Annotated in this window: 1 protein-coding gene (cut by a window edge); it reads left to right on the top strand. The window is 69.2% G+C overall.

The features are described from left to right. The first annotated feature begins 15 nt into the window (after positions 1–15). Positions 16–26,470, top strand: the 5' portion of a protein-coding gene (locus GOALK_RS23160) for a non-ribosomal peptide synthase/polyketide synthase (RefSeq protein ID WP_157139169.1). The gene runs 15,608 nt beyond the window's last position; 26,455 of the gene's 42,063 nt are visible here — the first part of the coding sequence; its start codon is at positions 16–18; its stop codon lies off the right edge, out of view.

Raw genomic sequence — 26,470 nt, 5'->3', positions numbered from 1 at the left:
AGGAATGACTCAGACGTGACCGATGTCGATTCAACGGCCTCCAACATCTCTCTCACCTGGGGCTCGCGGCCTTCGACATTGCACCTGATCGCCTTCTCGGCCGGCGTCGCACCCTCCGAGACCGCCTACGAGGCGGCGTCCGGTCCGGTCACCTTCGGTGAGCTGTACGCACGGGTCTCGGCTACGGCCCAGATCTTCGTCGCCCAGGGGCTCGACACCGAGGCAGCCGTCGGCGCCGGGGTCACCCAGACCGAGGCCGCCGCCGGCCGCGCACCCGCGGAGATCGCCGACGCCACCCGGCGCGCGATCGGGCTGATCCGAGAGCGGGCCCTGGAGCTGATCGGCAGCACCGACCTCGGCTCACTGCCCGGTCTCGTCCGTTCCGCGGTGGCCCGCCACGCCGACCGGCCCGCGGTCAGCGACGCGACCGGCACCGTACTGTCCTATCGCGAGCTCGACGAGCGGTCCGAGGTGCTGGCCGGCGCACTCCGCGCCATCGGCGCAGGTCCGGGTCGCCTCGTAGGTGTCGCGCTCGCGCGCCGTGCCGAGCTGATCGTGGCCCTGCTCGCCGTCCTCAAGACCGGGGCGGCGTACCTGCCTCTCGACCGCTCCCAGCCGGTTGCGCGCGCGCAGTCGATCATCGACGACGCCGCGCCGCTGCTGGTGCTCGCCGACGCGGAACTCGCCGCGGCGTGGGACGTCATCGACGTGCGGTTCGCGGCGCCCGAGGAGTTGGCAGCCGGGGAGTTCCCGGCAGCGGGGGCGGACCCTTCGAGACGCCCCTCCGCAAGCTCCGGGGCTCCTCAGGGAGCAGAGGAGGCACGCCCCTCCGCAAGCTCCGGGGCTCCTCAGGGAGCGGGGGAGGCCCTCGACGAGCGGCTGCCGGCCTACCTGATCTACACCTCGGGTTCGACGGGCCGGCCGAAGGGCGTCGTCGTCTCGCATCACGAGGTCGTCGCGCTGATGAAGGCCGCGGCGGAGGAGTTCTCGTTCGGTCCGGACGACGTGTGGACGCTGTTCCACTCCTACGCGTTCGACTTCTCGGTCTGGGAGATCTGGGGACCGCTGGTCACCGGCGGGCGCGTCGTCGTGGTCGACCAGGACACCACGCGCGATCCGGACGCCTTCGTCGAGCTGCTCGAGACCGAGCGGGTCACGGTGCTGAGCCAGACGCCGTCGGCCTTCTACCAGCTCATCACCGCCCAGCGGCAGAAGCAGGCCGCGTTTGCGCTGCGCTACATCGTGTTCGGTGGCGAGGCGCTGAGTTTCGAGCAGGTCCGGCGCTGGTTCGACGACAACCCGGCCGATCCGGCGCAACTGGTCAACATGTACGGCATCACCGAGACCACGGTGCATGTCAGCTACCGCGCCCTGGACCGCGACGCGGTGTCGGCGGGTGACGCGTCGTTCATCGGACGGCCGTTGTCGTCGCTGGACATCCACATCCTCGACTCGCGGCTGCGGCCGGTGCCCGAGGGCGTCATCGGCGAGATGTACGTCACCGGAACGCAACTCGCGCAGGGTTATCTGCGCCGAGCCGGACTGAGCGCCACCCGTTTCGTCGCGAACCCGTTCGCGCCCGACGGCTCCGGTGACCGGATGTACCGGACCGGCGATTTGGCGCGTCGCGTCGGTGGGGACATCGAGTACCTCGGGCGCTCGGACGCCCAGGTCCAGCTCCGCGGATTCCGTATCGAGTACGGCGAGATCGAAGCCGCACTCGTCGGTGTCGACGGGATCGCGGCGGGTGCGGCGAACGTCGTGGATCTGCCCGACCGGGGTGAGATCCTCGCCGCCTACGTGGTTCCCGAGCAGGGCACCGAGGTCGATGAACAGGTCGTGCGCCGCCGAGTCGCGGCCACGGTGCCGGAGTACATGGTCCCCGACGTCGTCATGACGGTCGAGCGGCTGCCGCTGACGCAGAACGGCAAACTCGATCGCGGCGCACTGCCGCGGCCGGTGCTGGCGTCGACGACCGAGTTCGTCGCGCCCGACAACGACACCGAGGCAGCCCTGCGGGACATCTTCGCGGAGGTGCTCGGACTCGAGGACATCAGCGTTCTGGAGTCGGTCTTCGACGTCGGTGGCAACTCGCTGCTGGCCGCCCGCATCGTCGGCCGCGCCGCGGAGACGCTCGGCGTCGACCTCACCGTCCGTGACCTCTTCGATGCCCCGACGGTTCGCGACCTCGCACTGGCCGCGGCGTCGAAGCGCCCGGGGTTGCCCCCGATCGAGCCCGTCGCCGACCGTCCGGACCGCATCCCGCTGTCGCTTGCACAGCAGCGCATGTGGTTCATCAACCGGTTCGACCCGGCCTCGCCCGCCTACAACATCCCGATGGTCCTGCGGCTGTCGGGCGACGTGGACGCCGACGCGCTGCGTGCGGCGTTGCTCGACGTCATGACGCGCCACGAGGTCCTGCGGACCACCTATCCCGAAGCCGACGGCGACGCCTATCAGCTCGTCCACGAGCCGTCGGCAGCGGCTGCGATGCTCGACTGGCGCGAGGTGCCGCAAGCGGCGCTGCCGCACGTGATGCTCGGCGGGTTCGACCTGGTCGCGGAACTGCCGGTGCGCGTCGGCTTCTCCCGGATCTCAAGCACCGAGGCGGTCCTCGGGATCGTGGTGCACCACATCTCGTGCGACGGCGAATCCCTGGCGCCGCTGGTGACCGACCTGATCACCGCATACACCGCACGGGTCGCCGGGCGTGCGCCCGCGTTCGAACCGCTGCCGGTCCAGATGGCCGACGTCGCGCTGTGGCAGCGTCGGGTGTTCGGCGCCGCCACCGACGACTCCTCGCTCATCGGGGCACAGCTCCAGTACTGGGCGCGGCAACTCGACGGCGCGCCCGACGTGCTCGAGCTGCCCACCGACCGCCCACGTCCGGCCGTGGCCTCACAGCGCGGTGCACGCGTCGAATTCAGTGTGCCGCAGGAGGTCTCGGAGCGCGTTGCGCGTCTGGCCCGCGATCGCGGGCTGACCCCGTTCATGGTCGCGCATGCGGCGCTCGCGGTGTTGCTCTCGCGCCTGTCCGCGACCGAGGACATCACCGTCGGAACGCCGATCGCCGGTCGTGGCCAGTCGATCCTCGACCCGATGGTCGGGATGTTCGTCAACACGTTGGTCCTCCGGACCGGAGTCGACTCCTCGGCCGGCTTCGGCCAGCTGCTCGACGACGTCCGCCGCACCGATCTCGAGGCCTTCGCGAACGCGGACATCCCCTTCGAGGCGGTCGTCGAACGGGTGAACCCGCTGCGCACCGAGGCCTACGCGCCCCTCGCGCAGGTGTGGCTCGCCTTCGACCAGTCGGCCATCGCCGACCTGGCCTCGCAGACGCTGACGATCGGCGGGGGGACGATCGACGAGGCCGGCGGCCTGGCCGTGACCCCGGCCGAACCGGACGAACTCTCCGCGCGCGTCGACCTGACCGTCGGCATCGCCGACAACGGCGACAACTGGCAGGGCTCCGTGCTCTATGCGACCGACCTGTACGACGCGGAATCGGTGCGCCTGTTCGCCGATCGGTTCGTCCGCCTTCTCGACGCCCTGACCGCGGACCCGGATGCGCCTGTCGGCGACGCCGAGCTGATGACCTCGGCCGAGCACGAGGCGATCGAACGATGGGTCGGTGCGGCTGACACCGACGCCGGTCCCGGGCAGGTCGTCACGGTCGCGGATGCGCTGGCGGACTCGTTCGCCCGCAACGCTTCCCGCCCCGCCGTCCGCGCGGGCGGGCGCACCTACGACCATGCCGAGTACGGTGCGCTGGTCCACGCGTTCGCACGACGACTGCTCGAGCAGGGTGTCGGGCCGGATGTGGCGGTCGCGGTTGCCGTTCCGCGGTCGGTCGAGATGCTCGTTGCGATCCACGGGATCGTGCTCGCCGGCGGAACCTACGTGCCGATCGACCCGGAGGCGCCGGCCGAGGTCGTCCGCCGGCAGCTGGCGCTGTCCGGTGCGTCGACGGTGATCGTCGCCGGGGCACGTCCGAGCTGGGCCGAGGCCGCGTCCACCGTTCCGGAAACCTTCGTCACCGTCGATCTCGACGCGCTCGCGACCGCTGCGTCGGCTCCCCTCACCCCCGCGGATCGTCCGGTGGCGCTGCGCGCCGGGCACCCGGTCTACACGCTGTTCACCTCGGGCTCGACCGGACAGCCCAAGGGTGTGACGGTCACCCACCGGGGCCTGCACGACATGCTGTCCTGGTTCGGGGCCTACACCGGTGACCCGGCGGACGAACGGGTGCTGGTGAAGACCCCCTACACCTTCGACGCCTCGGTCTGGGAGCTGTTCTGGCCGTTCGTCGCGGGCGCCACCGCCGTGGTCGCAGCACCCGACGGCCACCGTGATCCGGCGCATCTCGCCCGCGTCATCGCCGACGAGCGGGTCACCTCCGTTCAGTTCGTGCCATCGCTGCTCGCGGTGTTCCTCGACGAGAGCTTCGATCCCGCCACCGGTCTGTCCTCGGTGCGTCAGATCTTCACCGGCGGTGAGTCACTCACCCCCGCGGTGACGCAGCAGACGCTCGCGGCCGCCCCGCACGCGGTGGTCGTCAACCAGTACGGGCCGACCGAGATGACGGTGGACGCGACGATCCGGCCCCTGGTCGAACCGGTCGAGGTCGTCACCATCGGCCGCCCGGCGCCGGGCGTGACGGCCCGGGTCCTCGACAACCGCCTCCGCCCGGTGCCGCCCGGCGTTCCCGGCGAGCTGTACCTGGGTGGCGCGCAGATGGCCCGCGGGTATGCCGGCGCTCAGGCGCTGACCGCCCAGGCGTTCGTCGCCGACCCGGCCGGCCCAGCGGGCTCGCGGTTGTACCGGACCGGCGACCTCGCACGCTGGCGCGCCGACGGTGAACTCGAGTATCTCGGCCGAGCCGACTTCCAGGTCAAGATCCACGGACAGCGCATCGAACTCGGCGAGACCGAGGCAGTCCTGTCCGCCGCGCCGGGCGTGGTCGCCGCTGCTACCGCGGTGACCACCACCTCCGCGGGTGATGCGCTCGTCGCCTACCTGACGGGCCATCCGGGCGACACCGTGGACGTCGACACGGTCCGCGCCTTCGCCGCGGAACGGTTGCTCACCCACCTGCGCCCGACACTGTGGGTCGTCCTCGACGAGATGCCCCGTAACGCCTCCGGCAAGGTCGACCGGCGCGCGCTGCCGGCGCCCACCGTGTCCGAGTCCGAGATCGTCGAGCCGACGACACCGGCCGAGCAGGCCCTGGCAGCTGTCGTCGCCGAGGTCCTCGGGGTCGAGCGGGTGTCGGTCGTCGACTCCTTCTTCGATCTCGGCGGCAACTCCCTGGCCGCGATGCGGGTTGCGGCCCGCGCCGGTGCGGCGCTCGGCGTCGAGGTCAGCGTCCGCGACCTCTTCGACGCACCGAGCGTGCGTGAGCTCGCACAGCGTGTCGCCGACCGCGTACCCGGCCTCCCGCCGGTGACCGCGGTGCGCCCGCGCCCGGATGAGATCCCGCTGTCCTATGCGCAGCAACGCATCTGGTTCATCAACCAGTTCGACACCAGCTCGGCGGCCTACAACATCCCGATCGCCCTGCGCCTGCGCGGCAAGCTCGACCTCGCCGCGCTGCGTGCCGCGATGGTCGACGTCGTCGAGCGTCAAGAAGTGCTCCGCACGGTGTTCCCGTCGATCGACGGCGCACCGCAACAGGTCATCGGGGACGCCACCGGTGTGGGCGCCGAACTCGACTGGGATGTCGTCGACGAAGAATCCGACCTGTTCGCCGCCGCCGGCGCGGGTTTCGACGTCGCGGTGCAGCGACCGATCCGCATCCGCGTGCATCGCGTCGACGACCTCGAACACATCGTCCTCATCGTGATCCACCACATCGCCGGCGACGGCGAATCGATGCGCCCGCTCGTCACCGACGTGGTGACCGCGTATGTCGCGCGCTCCCAGGGTCGTTCGCCCGACTTCGCCGAGCTGGAGGTGCAGTTCGCCGACGTCGCGCTCTGGCAACGTCGTGAGCTCGGCTCGATCGACGACCCGGATTCGCGGGTCTCGGCGCAGGTCGACTACTGGCGCACCGCGCTGGCCGGGCTTCCCGAGGTGCTCGAACTCCCCGCCGACCGTCCGCGTCCGAAGGTCGCGTCGATGGCCGGCGCCGAAGTCGGTTTCGAGATCGACTCGGCGACAGCAGATCTCGTCCGAAATCTCGCCATCGAGCGTGGTGTCACCGAGTTCATGGTCATCCATGCGGCACTGGCGGTGCTGCTGTCGCGACTCTCGGCCACCGACGACATCGCCATCGGCACCCCGATCGCCGGACGCGGCGACGCCGCGCTGGATCCGCTGGTCGGCATGTTCGTGAACACGCTCGTGCTGCGGACCGTGGTCGACCCGGCGCAGCGGTTCGCCGACCTTCTCGACGCCGTGCGGGTCACCGATCTCGACGCCTTCGCCCACGCCGATGCCCCCTTCGAGGCGGTCGTGGACGCACTCGCGCCGTCGCGCTCGGAGGCCTTCGCGCCGCTGACGCAGATCCTGCTGACCGTCGACCCCACTCCCGCGGATCCGTCCACTCTCGTCGCCGACATCGACGATCTCGCGGTGGAAGTGGTGGAGACCGAGGAGAACTCGGCCAAGGTGGACCTGACGGTCGGACTCCGCGGGGGTCGCGGCGGATCCTGGATCGGCCGCGTCAACTACGCCACGGACCTGTTCGACGAGGCGACGGTCGCGCGGATGATGGATCGATTCGCGCGGTTGCTGCACGAGCTGGTCACCGACGCGACCGTGCCGGTGGGTGACGCCGACCTGTTCGACACCGACGAGCGCGAGCTGCTGACCCCCGTGGGCCGTCAGCCCGCGACGCCGGCCGTGCCGCTGGCCGAGCTGTTCGCCGCCGCGGTCCGGCGCGGCGGAGCGGACCGGACCGCGGTCGTCGACCCCGAGCGGTCATTGACGTACGGCGAGCTCGATGCCGCGTCGAACCGGCTGGCTCGTCACCTGCTGGATCGGAGCATCGGCCGCGGCACCCTGGTCGCGCTGCTCATCCCGCGGTCGGCGGAACTGATGGTCGCGATCTGGGCGGTGGCCAAGACCGGGGCCGGGTACGTACCGATCGACCCGGATTACCCGGCGGATCGCGTGTCGCACATGATCACCGATTCCGGTGCGCGGCTCGGGCTCACGCTCGGCGACGTGGCCGGGCCCGGGATTCCCGGCAGCGAGTGGCTGGAACTGGACTCGCCGGAGCTCATCGAAGCCGTTGCGGCGGCCAGTGATTCGCCTGTGACCGACGCCGACCGGCCGAGCGCGGTCGGGGCCGACGACACGGCCTACGTGATCTACACGTCCGGATCGACCGGTACGCCCAAGGGCGTCGAGGTCACCGCGGGCGGCCTGCGCAACTTCGGCGTCGAGGCCGCGGAGAAATCCGGAATCACCCCGGACTCACGCGTCCTGGGTTTCGCCTCACCCAGTTTCGACGCCTTCGTACTCGAGTATCTGCTCGCCTTCACCGTGGGTGCCTCCGTCGTGTACCGGCACCGCGACGCGGTGGCCGGTGCACCGCTCGCGGACTTCATGCGCGAGCACCGCGTGACCCATACATTCCTCACCCCGACAGTGCTCGCCTCCCTCGATCCGGCCGACCTCCCGGATCTGCACACCGTCTACGCGGGCGGTGAGGCGGTCCCGGACACCTTGCGTGACCGCTGGGCACCACTGGTGCGCTTCCAGAACCTCTACGGACCCACCGAGGCCACGATCGGTGTCGCGATCGGCCCGCCCATGCGGGTCGAGGAACCGGTCCTCGTCGGACCGCCGATCGGCGGCGTCGACCTGCTGGTGCTCGACTCCCGGCTCCGCCCAGTTCCGGTCGGGGTGGCGGGCGAACTGTACGTGAGCGGCCCGGCCCTGGCGCGCGGCTACCTCGCGCGCCGCGGTCTGACCGCGGAGCGCTTCGTCGCCAACCCCTTCGGCGCGCCGGGCGACCGGATCTATCGCACCGGGGACATCGTCCGCTGGGCCCGTGACCGCGACGGGTCGCTCTCGGTGGACTATGTCGGTCGTAGCGACGACCAGATCAAGCTTCGCGGTCTGCGTATCGAACTCGGCGAGATCGAGAGTGCGCTCGGCGATCACCCCGCGGTGGCCTCCGCGGTCGTCGTCGGCGTCGACTCCGACGGCGGGCTCGCCGCGAGTGGACAGTCGGTCGTCGCGGCGCTCGCCGCCTACGTGGTGTTGCGCGACGCAGTCGACATCGCCACGCTGCGTGAACATCTCGCCGACCGGTTGCCGTTGTTCATGGTGCCGGCCGGGATCGTCGTGCTCGACGCACTGCCGCTGACCCCGGTGGGCAAGCTCGATCGTCGGGCTCTCCCCGCGCCGACCATCGAGGTCGACTCCGATCACGTCGACGCCGAGACGCCGGTCGAGCAGCAGCTCGCCACGATCATCGCCGGACTCCTGGGTCTCGAACGCGTCAGCGTCACCGACTCCTTCTTCGCCCTCGGCGGCGATTCCATCATGTCCATTCAGGTCGCTTCGGCCGCGCGGGCCGCCGGGATCGATGTGTCGCCTCGAGACATCTTCGAGCACAAGACCGTTCGGGCGATTGCCCGCGCCGTCGGCGCCCGTGGCGAGCGGGTGCCCGCCCTTGAGGAACCGGCCGGCGGCGGGATCGGCCCCATGGCCGTGCCGCCGGTGGTCTCGTGGATCCTCGATCAGACCGACGTGGTCACCGACTTCGCCGATTTCTCCCAGTCCATGGTGCTGACCGCGCCGGCCGGACTCACCGTGGAGATCGCGCAGGAACTCCTCGCGCAGGTCGTGTCCGTGCATCCGATGCTCAGCGCGGCGGTCGAACCCGGGCAGGCCGATGGCGAATGGCTCATGCGCACCGGCGTCGCGCCACTGCATCCCGGCGCCGTCACCGCCCTCGCGAGTCCGGTACGGACCGCTGACCTCGGCTTCTCCGACACCGTCGTCGCGGCCTTCGAGGACGCCTCGCGGCGTCTCGACCCGACCACCGGGCAGCTCGTCGCGGCCGTTCTGGTCACCGACCCCGACGCCGCCGCACGGCTCGTCGTCGTCATCCACCACCTGGGCGTCGACGCCGTCTCGTGGCGGGTCATCATCGAGGACCTGCTGACCGCGTGGGCGCAACATCAAGGCGGTCAGGCGTATTCGTTGCGACCGGAGGTCACCTCGGCGCGCGCCTTCACCGCCGCGCTCGACGCCCAGCGGGCCGGGCGATCCGACGAGCTGCGCTACTGGCTCGAACGGTCGCCGGAACGGGTCACCGACCTCGGGGCGGAGGTCGACCGCGCGCGTGACCGCATGTCGACCACCGAGACCGTGGTGCACACGGTCGGCTCGTCGGTGACCGAGGCGCTGCTGACGTCGGTGCCGACCGCCTTCCGCGGCAACGTCAACGACGCTCTCGTGGCTGCTCTGGCGCGCGCTGTCCGGTCGTGGCAGCAGGCCCGGGGCATCGCCGACGACCGGCCGGTGACCATCCTGCTCGAGGGTCACGGCCGATACGAGGAAACCCTGCTACGCGGAACCGATCCGCGGACCGTGGATCTGTCCCGGACCGTCGGGTGGTTCACGACCATCGCGCCGATGGCCGTCGACGTCCGCGGTGACGCCGTCCACACGGTCAAGCTCGCCAAGGAGGAGCGGGTCCGCCAGCCCGACAACGGGATCGGTTACGGACTCCTCCGCTACGGCGACACCGAGCTGTCCCGGCGACCGTTGCCGAGCATCGGCTTCAACTACCTCGGCAACGTCGCGGGAACCGGGGCCGGCGGCGAGAACGCCTCGGCCGTGGGCGAGGCGGGCATGCCGTTCCTGCCCGACCCCGCCGCACCGCGCCTGCCCGGCACGGTCACCGGCGCCATGGTCGTGCCGAACCTGCTGAGCATCAACGCGGGAATCGCGATCGGCGACAGCGGTCGCGAGTTCGTCGCGGGATTCACGTTCCCGCGCGGCGCGATCGACACCAAGGCGGTCGACGACCTCGCGCGGCGCTGGGACGCCGAGCTCGCGACCATCGTCGACGAGGTCGCCCGCGTCGGCGATCCGGGACTCTCCCCGTCGGATGTCCTCGGTGCGCGCGTCACCCAGGACGATCTCGATCACCTGGCCCGGCGGTATCCGGGCGCCGACGTGTGGCCGCTGTCGCCGCTGCAGCGCGGCCTGCAGTTCCAGGCCGAACTCGCCGCGGCGGGCCGCGAAGCCGGGGCGGTCGACGTCTACACTGCGCAGGCGGTTCTCACGCTCAAGGGCGAGGTCGACGCCACCCGTCTCGCCGAGGCCGTGCGCGAGGTCTTCGCCCGCCATCGGGTACTCCGCTCCAGTTTCGTCCGGGTACCCAGCGGCGAGGTCGTCGCGGTGGTTCCGGAGACGGTCGAGATCCCCTGGCGGACAGTGGATGCGGATAACGGCGACGACGCGATCGACGCGGTCGCGCAGGTCGAACGCGCGACGCCGTTCGACCTCGAGTCCGGCCCGCTCATGCGGTTCGTTCTCGTCCGCAGTGGCACACGCTCGACGTTGGTCGTCACCAGCCACCACATCCTGATCGACGGCTGGTCGAGCCCGCTGATCATGGCCGACCTGTTCGCGCTGTACGCCACCGGTCAGACCTACACCGGCACCGTCGCCGCCGAATCCGGGGCTCGGGGAGACTACTTCGACTACCTGCGGTACATCGCCGCCTCCGACACCGAAGCGGGACTGGCGGCCTGGCGGTCGGTGCTGTCCGCCGTCGACGAGCCGACCCTCGTCGGCTCCGGCCGCGAGGCGACCTCCGATCAGCTTCCGCGCGATCACAGCGTGCTGCTCCCGGCCGAGATCACCTCCGCCGTCGACGACCTCACGCGCGCACGGGGAGTCACCGTCTCGACGGTGATGCAGTTCGCCTGGGCGGTGCTGCTCTCGCGCATCACCGGCCAGCGCACGGTCGTCTTCGGCGAGACCGTCTCCGGACGTCCGGCCGATCTGGACGGCGTCGAGACGATGGTCGGCCTCTTCATCAACACCTTGCCCGCGGTCGCGGACGTCGACCCGGGCGCCCGCGCCGCCGACGTCCTGGACGCGCTGCAGGCCTCGAAGGTCGTAGTGCTCGACCACCAGCACCTCGGACTGTCCGAGCTGACCGCACTCGTCGGTCGCGGACAGCTGTTCGACACCCTCGCGGTGCACGAGTCGTATCCGGTCGACGCCCAGTCGCTGAAGCAGGGGGCCGACGCCGGCGGCATCGGGATCGAGGATCTCGACGCCACCGACTCGACCCACTACCCGCTGAATCTGGTGACCGGCGTGGTCGGCGACCAGATCGAGCTGAAACTGAAGTATCTGCCCGCCGCCTTCGACGAGCGACAGGTCCACGTGTACTCCGATGCGCTCGTCCGCATCCTGCGTGCGCTGGTCGACGACCCGACGGTTGCGGTCGGCGCCATCTCCCTGCTCGACGACGCCGAGTACCGGAGCGAGCTCACGCCGCCGGTGACCCGGACCCGCAACACCGACGCCTCGCTCGCCGAGTTGTTCGCGCGGGCAGCGCGCACCCACGCCGATCGTCCGGCGGTCACCGACACCACGTCCACACTCGACTACCGCGAGATCGACGAACGTTCCGCCGCGGTCGCCGCGGCCCTGAGTGCGCGAGGAGTCTCCACCGGCGATCTCGTAGCCGTGGCGACCTCCCGCGGCGTCGATCTCGTTTCCTCGATCCTGGGTGTGTTGCGTTCCGGCGCGGGCTATCTGCCGCTGGACACCACCAATCCGGTCGACCGCCTGCGTTTCATCGTCTCCGATGCCGCGCCGAGCGCGGTGATCATCGACGACACGACCGCGGACTTCGAACTGTGGTCCCAGTTGGGCACCACGCCGGTGGTGCCGGTCGCGCAGCTGATCGCTGAAGGTGCCGCTGCGACTTCGGAACCGGTTACGGTTCATCCCGATTCGCGTGCCTACGTGATCTACACGTCGGGTTCCACGGGCCGGCCCAAGGGTGTCGAGGTCACCCACCGCGACGTGGTGACCCTGATGGACACCGCCGACGATGATTTCGACATCGACGAGACGGACGTGTGGACGATGTTCCATTCGTACGCGTTCGACTTCTCGGTCTGGGAGCTGTGGGGACCATTGCTGTCCGGAGGTCGTCTGGTCCTGGTCGACCGGGACCTGGCGCGGGCGCCGGAGGAGTTCCTCGACCTGTTGGCGCGCGAACGGGTCACCGTGCTGAGTCAGACGCCCTCGGCGTTCTATCAGCTCGCCGAGGCCCGCCGGCGCCGTGGGACCGCACTGTCGTTGCGCTACATCGTGTTCGGCGGCGAGGCGCTCAGCTTCGAGCAGGTCCGACGCTGGTTCGACGATCATCCGGGCGAGGCCACCTCGCTGGTCAACATGTACGGCATCACCGAGACGACCGTGCACGTCAGCTTCCGTCCGCTGAACCCGTCGTCGGTGGCGGCCGATGACGCGAGCTTCATCGGTCGTCCGCTGTCGTCGCTGGCCATCCATGTGCTCGACGAGCGTCTCCGTCCGGTGCCAGAGGGCATCGTCGGCGAGATGTACGTCACCGGTGGACAACTGGCGCAGGGCTACCTGAAACGCGCCGGCCTGTCCGCGACGCGATTCGTGGCCTCGCCCTATGGCGAGCCCGGGTCCCGGATGTATCGCACCGGCGACTTGGCGCGCCGGGTCGGCGATGACATCGAGTACCTCGGCCGCGGCGATGCGCAGGTGCAGTTGCGCGGTTATCGGATCGAGTTCGGTGAGATCGAGGCGGCACTCCTGGCGGTGCCGGGTGTGAGTGCGGCCGCGGCACGTGTCGTCGACATCCCCGGCCGCGGTGAGCAACTCATCGGTTACCTGGTCCGCGACGCGGGCGACGCGGTCGAGGCCGCCGAGGTCCGGCGCATCGCCGGGCGCGCGGTGCCGTCGTACATGGTCCCCGACCAGATCATCGACGTCGACACGCTGCCGTTGACGGCCAACGGCAAACTCGACCGCGATGCCCTTCCGGTACCCGACTCGGCCACCGTCGTCGAGGAGATCGTCGCGCCCACCGGCCCGCAGGAGACCGCGGTCGCGCAGGTCTTCGCCGAGGTGCTCGGTGTCGACGAGATCGGGGTCACGACAAGCTTCTTCGATCTCGGTGGCAACTCGCTATCCGCGACCCGCCTCGCCTCGCGCGTTGCCGATGCACTCGGGACCGAGGTGTCGGTGCGGGACGTGTTCGAGGCGTCGTCCGTCCGCGATCTCGTCGCCGCGGTCGCCGGACGCGGATCCGGTCTGCCGCCCGTGGTCGCGGTCTCGCCGCGCCCGGAGCGGATCCCGCTGTCGTTCGCCCAGCAGCGCCTGTGGTTCATCAACAGGTTCGAGCCCGCGTCGTCGGCCTACAACATCCCGATCGCGCTGCGCTTGCGCGGCGACCTCGACACCGAGGCCCTGCGCGCGGCGGTCGCCGACCTCGTCGCACGGCAAGCCGTGTTGCGCACCACCTTCCCCGAGGTCGACGGTGTACCCCATCAGCACATCGCCGGCCCGGACGAGGTCGTAGACCGGCTGGACTGGGCGGTCGTGGGTTCCCAGGGGGAAATCGAGTCAGCAGTGACCGGCGGCTTCGATGTGACCGTCGACTGGCCGATCCGGGCGCGCCTATGGCCGGTGGCCGACCATGAGTTCGTCTTCGTGGTGGTCGTCCACCACATCGCCGCCGACGGCGAGTCGATGAAACCGATGCTGGCCGACCTGCTCACCGCGTACGGTTCCAGGGTCGAAGGCCTGGACCCGGTGTTCGCGCCACTCGAGGTGGAGTTCGCCGACTACGCGCTCTGGCAGCACGACGTCTTCGGTTCGACCGGGGACCCCGATTCGCTGATCGCCGCCCAGCTCGACCACTGGATCGGCCGGCTCTCCGGTGCGCCGGAGCTGCTCGAGTTGCCCACCGACCGCCCGCGTCCGGCCGTGGCGTCGCAGCGCGGCGCCCGGTTCGACTTCGACATCCCGGCCGAGATCGGGACCGCGATCGAACGCGTGGCCGCCGAGCGGGGCGTCACCCCGTTCATGGTCGTCCACGCAGCACTCGCCGTGCTGCTGGCGCGGCTCTCGGCCGGTGATGACATCGTGGTCGGTACCCCGATCGCCGGCCGTGGGCGGGCCGCTCTCGACCCGCTCGTCGGCATGTTCGTCAACACGCTGGTGCTCCGGGTCCCGGTCGACGCGGGCGAGTCCTTCGAGACCCTGCTGGACCGGGTCCGGACCACCGACCTGGATGCCTTCGCGAACGCGGACGTCCCGTTCGAGACGCTGGTGGAGAAACTCAACCCGGTCCGCACGGAGGCGTTCGCCCCGCTCGCCCAGGTGAATCTCACGTTCGACCAGTCGGCCTCCGCCGACTTCGCGATCGACGCCGAACAGAGTGGTTCCATCGGCGATCTGGGTTTCGAGCCCCTTCCGCCGGCCGCGCCGGGTGCGAAGGTCGACCTGAACTTCGCGATCGACCGGGGAGACGACGGGCGCCGGTGGTCCGGATCGGTCATCTACGCCACCGACCTGTTCGACGAGTCCTCGATCGACACCCTGACCCGTCGACTCGTCGCCGTGCTGACCGGAGTCCTGAGCGCGCCGTCGCGTCCTGTCGGTGACGCCGGGCTCGTGCTGCCGGACGAGTCATCGCGTCTCGACGACTTCGCGACCGGCGCCCGGGTCGCGGTGGGATCACCGCACATCGTGGCCGACCTCGTGGCGTCGAACGCCGCCTCGGCTCCCGATGCGCCTGCGGTCATCTTCGACGACCGCGTGGTCGATCAGGCCGAGTTCGCCGCCCGCGTGTCACTCCTGGCGCGCGAACTCATCGACGCGGGTGTGGGTCCGGATGTCGCGGTCGGCGTCTGTCTCGACCGGTCGGTCGAGATCATGGTCGCGGTACACGGAATCGTCGCCGCCGGTGGGCATTACGTTCCCGTCGACCCGGAGAGCCCGGCCGAACGCGGGCAGTACATCCTCGACACCGCGCAGGTGGCGACCGTCGTCGTCGGTCCCGGAGCGATCCCGTCCGTCCTCGACGAGTTCGGTGGCCGGATCGTGCGTGTCGACGCCTCGACTCCGCTCCCGGACGCGCACGTACCTCCGGTGACCGAGGCCGACCGTCTCGGGGTCGTCCATCCGGACAACGCCGTCTACACGATCTTCACCTCCGGATCGACGGGACGCCCGAAGGGTGTCACCGTCACCCACGGTGCGCTGCGCAACACCCTAGCGTGGTTCAGCGAATCGAACGGCGAAGGGCCGCATTGCTTCCTGCTGAAGACGCCGTACACCTTCGACGCCTCGGTCTGGGAGTTCTTCGGGCCGGTGTTCAATGCCTCGCCGGTCGTCGTCGCCGAACCGGGCGGCCACCGCGATCCGCGTCATCTCGCCGGGCTCATCGAGCGCCACGGCGTGACCACGGTGAAGTTCGTCCCCTCGATGCTCGCCGCCTTCCTCGACGGGGCCACCGGTGTCGGCATCGAGCGGCTCGCCAGCCTGCGCCGGATCTTCTCCGGCGGCGAGGCGCTGCTGCCCGGCCTCGCGTCGGGACTGGCGGCCGCACTTCCGAATGCGCTGTTGGTCAACCAGTACGGTCCCACCGAGGCCGTCGTCGACATCACCTACGGTGCCGTTACCGGGCCGCCGCCGCAGAATATCCCGATCGGAACCCCGGTCTGGAACTCGTCGGTGCGCGTGCTCGACGCGCGGCTGCGTCCGGTGCCCGTCGGCGTGGCCGGTGAGCTGTACCTCGGCGGAGCCCAGCTGGCACGCGGGTACGCCTCCAGGCCCGGCCTGACCGCCCAGACCTTCGTCGCCGACCCGTTCGGGCCGGCCGGTGCGCGGTTGTACCGCACCGGTGACCGCGGACGCTGGAATGCCGCCGGTGAACTCGAATACCTGGGTCGCAACGACTTCCAGGTGAAGCTGCGCGGCCAGCGCATCGAACTCGGCGAGATCGAGTCGGTGCTCGGATCGGCCCCCGGTGTCGTGCACACCGCCGTGGTGGTCGCCGCCCCCGCCGGGGGAGGCGAGCGGCTGGTGGCCTACCTGGCCGCCGGGCCGGGCGTCGATCTCGACGCCGACACGGTGAAAGACGTTGCGCGGCGCGGGCTCCCGGAGTTCATGGTCCCGACCACGTGGATGGTCCTGGACCAGATGCCGCTGACCACCTCGGGCAAGGTCGATCGTCGCGCGCTCCCCGCGCCGCAGTTCACCGCGGGTGAGTACGTGGCGCCGGCCTACGGCCAGGAGACCGAGGTCGCCGAGATCTTCGCCGGGTTGCTCGACGTCGATCGTGTCGGTGCGACCGACGACTTCTTCGCCATCGGCGGCACGTCGCTGTCGGCGATGCGGTTGGCCTCGCGTGTCTCGGATGCGTTGGGGCGTGATGTCTCGGTGCGCGATGTGTTCGACGCGCCGACGGTGCGGGAACTCGTCGGCCGTGCAGGTGGGCGCGGGCGAGCGTTGCCACCGGTGGCTGCGTACCGTCCACGTCCGGAGAGTCTGCCGCTCACCTTCGCACAACAGCGGATGTGGTTCATCAACCAACTCGACCCCGGACAGGCGACTTACAACATCCCGATCGCTCTGACGCTGCGTGGCGATCTGGACGACGCGGGGCTACGCGACGCACTCGCCGATGTCGTCCGTCGCCACGAAGTTCTCCGTACGACCTTCCCGTCCGCGGACGGGGTGCCACACCAGGTCGTCCACTCCGCCGACGAGGTCGACGGCCGGATCGACTGGGCCGTGGTCGGGACCACTGACGATCTCTACGCCGCGGCGACAACGGGGTTCGACGTCACCATCGACTGGCCCATGCGTGCGCGACTGACGCGGACCGGTGACCACGAACACGTGTTCTTGATCGTCCTGCACCACATCGCGTCGGATGGTGAGTCGCGTCCGGTTCTGGCCCGCGACCTACTGACGGCCTACTCAGCCCGCTGCGTCGGACAAACGCCCGCATTCTCCGCTCTCGACGTGCAGGTCGCTGACGTCGCGCTGTGGCAGCACGAAGTTCTCGGCGACGCCAGTGATCCGACTTCGCCGGTGTCGCAACAACTCCGGTACTGGGAACAGCAGCTCGCTGGCCTTCCGGAGGTCATCGATCTACCCGCCGACCGACCGCGGCCGGCTGTCGCGAGTCAGCACGGTGCGCACCTGCCTGTCGAGGTCCCCGGGGAACTGGGCGACGCGATCAACGGGATGGCCCGCGAGCACGGGGTGACCGCGTTCATGGTGATCCATGCAGCGTTGGCGGTGTTGCTGAGCCGTACGTCGCTGGTCGACGACGTGGCCATCGCGACACCCGTCGCCGGGCGCGGTCAGCCCGAACTCGATCCGCTCATCGGCATGTTCGTCAACACCCTGGTGTTGCGTACCCGTGTCGATCCCGCCGCGACCTTCCTCGACATCCTCGAGCAGACCCGCGACACCGACCTCGATGCCTTCGCCAATGCCGACCTGCCCTTCGAGCGTCTGGTCGACCACCTCAACCCGGTCCGGTCCGAGGCCTTCGCCCCATTGGCTCAAGTCCTGTTCACCCTGAACCAGGCGACGCTGCCGGAACTCGGTGGCGAGTTGGGCGCGGTCGTGGTGGACGGTCTGACCGTCGAAGCCGTGGACAACGAAGTCACCCCGGCGAAGGTGGACCTGACCATCGGGCTCGCGGCCGCTGCCGCCGGCCAGCCGTGGCGCGGTTCCATCGTCTACGCCACGGACTTGTTCGACGAGTCGACTGTCGTCCTGTTGAGGGAACGGTTCCTGCGTCTCCTCTCGGACCTCATCGCGAACCCGGCGATCGGAGTCCTCGACGTCGGACTCATGTCGCCCGACGAGGTCGCCGCGGTCCGCGGGTTCGAGCAGGGCCCGGATGTGACGCTGCCGGATGTCGTTTCTGTCGATGCCGCGGTGATGCGGACGGTCATCCGGGACAGCGGTCGCACCGCGCTCATCGCCGGCGAGCGCGAGGTGTCCTACGGCGAGTTCGGCGCGCGGGTCAACACGCTCGCCCGGACGCTGCGAGACCTGGGCGTCGGACCCGATACCGCAGTGGGCCTGTGTATTCCGCGCTCGGTGGAGATGGTCGTCGCGATTCACGCGGTGGTCGCCGCGGGCGGACAGTACGTTCCGATCGACACGTCGGCGCCCGCTGAACGCGTGCGGTACATGGTCGAGACAGCAGGTCTCTCAGTGGTGCTCGTCAGCGGGGACCGGACCCCGCCCGCCGTCGCCGAACTCGGCGACCTCGTGACGATGCACGCGATCAGTGCCGACGCGGCGGTCGACCTGTCCACGCCGCCGCTGACCGATGCCGAACGCGTCCGTCCCATCCGCGGCGACGACGCCATCTACACCCTCTTCACCTCAGGGTCCACCGGACGTCCGAAGGGTGTCACGCTCTCCCATTCCGCGGTGCTGAACCGCCTCTGGTGGGGCCTGGACGAACTGCCCATCGGCACCGTCGACCGCGTGGTGCTGAAGACCCCGTACACCTTCGATGTGTCGGTGCCCGAGTTGTTCGCGCCCCTCATGGTCGGCGCGTCGATGGTCATCCTCCAAGCCGACGGTCACCTGGACCCGGTCTATGTCGCCGACGAGGTCAGTCGGACCAGGGCGACGATGGTCCACTTCGTGCCGTCGATGCTGTCGGTCTTCCTCGAGGTCGCCGGTGAGGAGCGGGTACGGGCCTGGAAATCGGTGCGCATCATCTCCACCACCGGCGAGGCTCTACCACCGGCGTCGGCCGGCCGGGTGCGCGACTGGTTGCCGCAGGTGTTGTTCTACAACCTCTACGGCCCGACCGAAGCTGCGGTCGAGATCACCTATGAGCGGATCGAGGCGGTCCATTCCGAGGATCCGTCGGTGCCGATCGGCATACCGATGTGGAACTCGTCGTCCGTGGTGCTCGATTCCCGACTGCGGCGAGTGCCGCCCGGTGTCCCGGGTGAGCTCTACCTCGGGGGCGTTCAGTTGGCACGCGGGTACGCCGCCCGACCGGACCTGACCTCGGAGCGTTTCGTCGCCAGTCCCTTCGGTCGTGGCGAACGCCTCTACCGCACCGGCGATCTCGTCCGTCGACGCCGCGACGGGGTCCTGGAATACCTGGGCCGCACTGACTTCCAGGTGAAGTTGCGTGGCCAGCGCATCGAGCTCGGTGAGATCGAAGCGGTGATCGCCACTGCGCCCGGGGTGGTGCACACCGCCGCCACGGTCATCGACGCACCCACCGGGGACCAGCATCTGGTTGCCTACATCGCCGGGCCCGCCGGGGTCTCGGGTATCGATCTCGACGCCGTCAAGGGTGTCGTGGCCGACGCGTTGCCGGAGTACATGCGCCCGACCGTCTGGGTTGTCCTCGACGACATCGCACTCAACAGCGCGGGCAAGATCGACCGAAAGGCGTTGCCGGAACCAGAGTTCGCGGCCGCCGAGTACGTGGCGCCGGAGACCGAGGACGAGACCGGGGTCGCCGAGACCTTCGCCGAGGTCCTCGGCGTGGACCGGGTGTCGGTCGTCGAACCGTTCTTCGACCTCGGTGGCAACTCACTCTCCGCCATGCGCGTCGTGGCGCGACTGTCCGACGCCTTCGGCGTCGCCGTGACCGTGCGCGACCTGTTCGACGCGCCGACCGCGCGCGGCCTCGCCGAGGTTCTGGGCGTGCGCGCCGGGCACGCGGCGACCACAGTGGACAGCCCGGTACGGACGGCGCACTTCGACCGCATCCCGTTGTCCTTCGACCAGATCCGGATGTGGTTCATCAACCGGCTCGAACCCGACGCGCCCACGTACAACATCCCGGTGGTCATGCGGCTCACCGGGGCGCTCGACGTCGCAGCACTGCATGCCGCAGTCATGGATGTGGTGGCCCGGCATGACATCCTGCGGACCGCGTTCCCGGAACGCGATGGGGAGCCCTATCAGGACATCGCGCCGGTCGAGGAGATCGGATCACGCCTCGACTGGGCAGTCGTCCATTCCGAAGAGGCCATGTGGACGGCGGCACTCGGCGGCTTCGACGTCACGTCGCACTGGCCGATCCGGGTCCGGTTGTACCCGGTCGCGGACGACGAGCACATGCTCGCGGTCGTCCTGCACCACATCGGTGCCGATGGCGAGTCGATGGGTCCGCTGGTCGCCGATCTCGTGACCGCTTATTCGGCTCGTGTCCGCGGCCGTGAGCCGCAGTTCACCCCCCTGGCAATGCAGTTCGCAGACTTCGCGATCTGGCAGCACGCCACGCTCGGGTCACCCACCGACCCGCACTCGGTGGCCGGGACGCAATTGGCTTACTGGGCGGAACAACTCGCAGGACTACCGGACGTGCTGGAACTACCGGCGGACCGCGCGCGGCCGAAGGTGGCATCGGGGCGCGGCGGACGTGTCGCCTTCGAGATCCCGGCGTCCGTCGCGAACCGGATCGGCGAATTGGCGCGTGACGCGGGAGTCACCCCCTTCATGGTGGTCCATGCGGCGCTGGCGGTCCTGCTGTCCCGCATGGCGGCCACGGATGACGTCGCAGTCGGCACCCCTGTCGCCGGTCGCGGGCGGGCCGAGCTGGACCCGATGATCGGTATGTTCGTGAACACCCTGGTGTTGCGGACCGCCGTCGGCTCCGGCGACTCGTTCGAGGCGCTTCTCGAGCGCGTCCGTGACGTGGATCTTGACGCGTTCGCGCACTCGGATGTGCCGTTCGAAACCGTGGTGGAACGGATGAATCCCGTTCGGTCCGAATCGTTCGCGCCTCTTGCCCAGGTCTGGTTGACCTTGGACCAGTCGGTGGTCCCCGAGTTGGCGGGGTCGGGTCTGGCCGGTGGCGAGGTCGCGGACGTGCGGGTCACGCCCGTCGAGGTGCCGCAGCTGACCGCGAAGGTCGATGCGTTGTTCGGGATCGGGACCGCCGGACCCGGACAGCCCTGGCCCGCGGTGATCCAGTACGCCACCGATCTGTTCGACGAGCGGAGCGTCGCCCGTCTGGCCGATCGGTTCGTCGCGGTTCTGACCGCCTGCGTCCACGACCCGGCGATCGCGACCGGTGACGTCCCGGTGCTGTTCGACTCGGAGATCGCCGAACTCGCCGCCCTGCCGCTCCCGGCCACCGACACGGTCAACGCGGGTGCGTCCCTCGTCGACCTCTTCGGCCGGACGGTGTCGGCACATCCGCATCGTCGTGCGGTGACCGCGGGTGAGACAACGCTCAGCTACGCCGAGTTGGATGCGCGGTCGTCCGCGATCGCTGCGGCGCTGCAGGCGCGCGGTGTACGCGCGGGTGATCTGGTGGCGGTGGCACCGTCTCGTTCGGTGGACCTGGTGAGTTCGATTGTCGGTGTCTTGCGTTGCGGTGCAGGCTATCTCCCGCTGGACACGACGAACCCGGTGGATCGGTTGCGATTCATCGTCGCCGATGCAGCGCCGTCTGTGGTCGTGACCGATCAGACCACTGCCGAAGCCGAACTCTGGACCCAACTGGACTCCACCCCGGTGGTGACGGTCGAGGACCTCGTCCGAGAGGGCCACCAGACGTCGCCGGGCCAGGTGGCGATCCATCCGGAGTCGCGCGCGTACGTGATCTACACGTCGGGGTCGACTGGTCGTCCGAAGGGCGTCGAAGTCACCCACCGCGATGTGGTGACCCTGATGGACACCGCTGCAGGCGATTTCGACTTCTCCGAGGCGGATGTCTGGACGTTGTTCCACAGCTATGCCTTCGACTTCTCGGTGTGGGAGTTGTGGGGTCCGCTGCTGAGCGGAGCCAGGCTCATCGTCGTCGACCGGTACCTCGCGCGGTCACCGGACGAGTTCCTGGAACTCCTGGCCCGCGAACGGGTCACGGTGTTGAGTCAGACACCGTCGGCGTTCTATCAGCTGGCGGAGGCGCGCCGGCGGAATCGCACGGCGCTCGGGCTGCGATACATCGTGTTCGGTGGTGAGGCACTGAGTTTCGAGCAGGTGCGTCGCTGGTTCGACGATCATCCGGCGGAGACCACGCAGCTGGTGAACATGTACGGCATCACCGAGACCACCGTGCACGTCAGCTTCCGGCCGCTGGAACCGGAGACAGTGACTGCTGACGACGCGAGTTTCATCGGTCGTCCGTTGTCGTCGCTGAGCATCCACGTGCTGGATGATCGTCTGCGGCCGGTGCCCGAGGGCGTGGTCGGCGAAATGTACGTGACCGGCGGCCAGTTGGCGCAAGGCTATCTGAACCGGGCCGGCCTTTCCGCGGCCCGCTTCGTGGCGGCTCCACACGGTGAGCCCGGGACCCGGATGTATCGCACCGGGGACCTGGCGCGTCGAGTCGGCGGTGACATCGAGTACCTCGGGCGCGGCGATGCGCAGGTGCAGCTCCGCGGTTACCGGATCGAACTCGCGGAGATCGAGGCGGCATTGTTGTCGGTGCCGGGTGTGAGTGCGGCAGCCGCCAGAGTCGTCGAGATCCCGAGGCGCGGCGAGCAACTCATCGGATACGTGATCTCCGACGGTTCCCACGACATGGATCTCCACGAGGCACGTCGCACAGTGGGTCGGCGCCTCCCGGAGTACATGATCCCGGACATGGTCGTCGAGGAGCTGTCGTTCCCGCTCACCGCCAACGGCAAACTCGATCGCGACGCGCTACCCATCCCGGAGATCAACGTCGACTCGGACGACTTCGTCGCACCGGCCACCAAGACCGAGGCGAGCCTGGCACGGGTGTTCGCCGACGTGCTCGGGGTGGACCGGGTGTCGGTCGACACGTCCTTCTTCGATCTCGGCGGCAACTCGTTGTCTGCCATGCGGGCGGTGGCACGCGCCTCGGATCATCTCGGTGTAGAGGTCTCGGTTCGCGACATCTTCGACTTGTCGACCGTCCGTGAACTGGCCGCCGCGCTGGCGCGCCGTGGTGCCGGATTGACGCCGGTGACCGCGCATGTCGTGCGGCCCGAGCGGGTCCCGGTGGCTTTCGCTCAGCAGCGGATGTGGTTCCTCAACCGCCTCGCTCCGGACTCCGTCACCTACAACATCCCCGTGGTCGTCCGCCTGACGGGCGACCTCGATGTGACCGCGTTGCGTACCGCGGTCGTCGACGTCGTGATCCGCCACGAGGTCTTGCGGACGACGTTCCCGGAGTACGACGGCCTGCCGTATCAGCGGGTCTCGCCCGTGGAGCGCGTCAACGCCGAACTCGATTGGGCCGTCGTCGATTCCGAGGAAGAGTTGATCCGGGTGATGTCCGGGTTCGATGTCACCGTCGACTGGCCGATTCGCGTCCGCCTGTGGAAGTCGGGCGACGGCCAGCACGTCCTGGCCGTCGTGCTGCACCATATCGGCGCCGACGGCGAGTCGATGCGGCCTCTGCTGACCGATGTGCTGACGGCCTACGAGGCCCGGGCAAACGGCGTGGAGCCCGCGTTCGCGCCGCTCGAGGTGCAGTTCGCCGACTTCGCCCTGTGGCAGCACGAGGTTCTCGGCGACGGGTCCGATCCCACCTCGGTGACGGGCCGGCAGTTGGCCTACTGGACGGGCAAACTCGCAGGCCTTCCCGAGGCCCTGGAACTGCCCTTCGACCGTCCCCGCCCGCTGGTCGCCTCGCAGCACGGCGGACGCGTGCGAGAGACGATCCCCGCAGTCGTCGGCGAACGAATTCGCGCTCTCGCTCACGACGCGGGCGTCACCCCGTTCATGGTCGTGCATGCCGCGCTCGCGGTCCTCCTGGCGCGCCTGTCGGCGACCGAGGACATCGCGATCGCGACGCCGATCGCCGGACGCGGCCAGCGCGCGCTCGACCCGCTCGTGGGCATGTTTGTCAACACCCTGGTGTTGCGTACCGAGGTCCGACCGAACATGAGCTTCGCCGAACTGATCGAGCAGGTCCGCGAGACCGATCTCGAAGCCTTCGCCAACTCCGACGTCACCTTCGAGACCTTGGTCGAACGACTCGACCCGGTGCGCTCCGAGGCCTTCGCCCCGCTTGCACAAGTCATGTTGACCTTCGGACAGACCGCCATTCCGGAACTGGCCACCGACACCACCTCCGCTTCCGTTGCCGGTCTGCTCATCGAACCGGTCACCGACCCCGACCCAGCTGCCAAGGTCGACCTGACCGTCGGCGTCACGGCTCCGGAAGGTGCGGGCGACTGGCCGCTCGAGATCGTCTATGCCCGTGATCTGTTCGGCGAGGAGTCGGCGACCAGGCTCGTCCGACGGTTCGTCGGCCTTCTGGGACAGCTCGTGACCGACATCTCGGCATCTGTGGCTACGGCCACGTTGCTCGAACCGGCGGAAGTCACCGAGATACTCGCGCGCTCGCGCGGTATCGACTTGGCGATGCCGGTCACATCCTTGACCGAAGCCCTGGGCCGACACGGACGGGCCGCCCGCGAGGGCATCGCGGTGGTTCATGGCGGCCGACGGGTTACCTATCGCGAATTCGACTCTCACGTAGCAGGTCTCGCGCGTGAACTACTAGGCCTCGGTGTCGGACCCGAGGTGCCGGTGGCAGTATGCATCGACCGCGGAATCGACATGCTGGTGGCTATTCACGCCGTTGTTGCGGCCGGCGGGCACTACGTGCCGGTGGACACCGCCGCGCCGCGTGATCGCGCCGTCTACATGCTCGAGACCGCAGGCGTCGGGATCGTCCTCATCGGACCGCGCCCGGTGGACACCGATCTGTCCGGCCTCGACGACGTCCGTTTTGTCACCGTCGACACCGCTCGCGACCCCGGGTCGGACATCGCGCCGATCACCGACGCCGACCGGGTCCGACCGATCCGCGGTGACGACCCGGCTTACACCCTCTTCACTTCCGGTGCGACCGGTCGGCCGAAGGGCGTGACGGTCTCGCACCGCGCGATCGTGAATCGCCTGGACTGGATGCGCGACTGGTACGCGATCGGACAGGCAGACGTCTTCGTGCAGAAGACGCCGATCACCTTCGACGTCTCGGTGTGGGAACTGTTCCTTCCGTTCGAGGTCGGAGCGACCCTGGTGATTGCTGATGCCGGCCGGCACGGCGACCCGGAGTACCTCGCCGATCTGATCGGAACACAACGGGTCACGATCATTCATTTCGTGCCGTCGATGCTGTCGGTGTTCCTCGACGTTCTCGGGGACAGGACGGGTGACCTCGCGTCGCTGCGACTGACATTCACCTCTGGTGAGGCGCTCACGGTGGCGGCCGCCCGATCGCTGCTCGCCGCGCTACCGGGCAACGAGTTGCACAACCTCTACGGTCCGACGGAGGCTGCGGTCGACGTGACCGCCCACCACGTGCAACCGGGCGAGGATGTCGTGCCCATCGGCGTACCGGTGCCTAACACCGCGACATTCGTTCTCGATGCGCGGCTGCAACGCGTACCGGCGGGCGTGCCGGGCGAGTTGTACCTCGGCGGAGTGCAACTCGCGCGCGGGTACTCCGCACGGCCGGGACTGACCGCCGAGCGTTTTGTCGCCAATCCGTTCAGCGGGACCGGAGAACGTCTCTATCGCACCGGTGACCTGGTGCGTTGGAATACAGAAGGGCAGCTGGAGTATCTGGGTCGTACCGACTTCCAGGTGAAGTTGCGCGGACAGCGCATAGAGTTGGGCGAGATCGAGTCGGTCATCGCGACCGCACCTGGAGTCGTGCACACTGCCGTGACGGTGTACTCGACACCGGACACCGGAGAACACCTCGTCGCCTACGTGGCAGGGGCCTACGGATCACGGGTAGACCTCGATGCGGTGAGGGACGTCGTGGCCCGATCGCTTCCGGCGTACATGCGGCCCACCATCTGGGTTCCCGTCGAGGAGATGGTGCTCAACACCGCAGGCAAGATCGATCGACGCGCACTGCCTGAGCCCGAGCTCGTCGCGGCATCGGCCGCCGAGTTCGTCGCACCGGCGGATGAGTTCGAGGCCGAGGTGGCGGAGGTGTTCGCCGGGGTCCTCGGTCTCGAGGCGATCGGCGTCACGACGAGCTTCTTCGACCTGGGTGGTAACTCGCTGTCCGCGACCCGCCTGGCGTCACGGGTCGCGGCCGCGTTGGGTACCCGAGTGACCGTCCGCGACGTATTCGATGCGCCGTCGGTGCGGGAACTCGTCGCCGCAGTGGCTGATCGCGGCGCAGATCTTCCACCAGTGACGACAGTGTCGCCGCGGCCGGATCGGATCCCGCTGTCCTTTGCGCAGCAACGGCTCTGGTTCATCAACCGGTTCGAACCGGGTGAGGCGATGCACAACATCCCCGCGGTCCTGCGGATGCGCGGTGGCCTCGATGTCGAGGCACTGCGTGCGGCACTGGTGGATGTGGTCTCTCGTCACGAGGTGCTGCGAACCACGTTCCCGGACGAGGCCGGTGTGCCATATCAACTCGTCCATCCCAAGTCCTCGGTCGTCGAGCACCTCGATTGGCTTGTCGTCGACTCCGAGGCCGACCTGGTCGACGGGGCGACCGCCGGCTTCGACGTCACCTCCGAATGGCCGATCC

The sequence above is a fragment of the Gordonia alkanivorans NBRC 16433 genome (assembly GCF_000225505.1).
Taxonomy (GTDB): domain Bacteria; phylum Actinomycetota; class Actinomycetes; order Mycobacteriales; family Mycobacteriaceae; genus Gordonia; species Gordonia alkanivorans.
The sequence above is the reverse complement of the archived record's forward strand: the minus strand, read 5'-3'. Positions and strand labels throughout refer to the sequence as shown.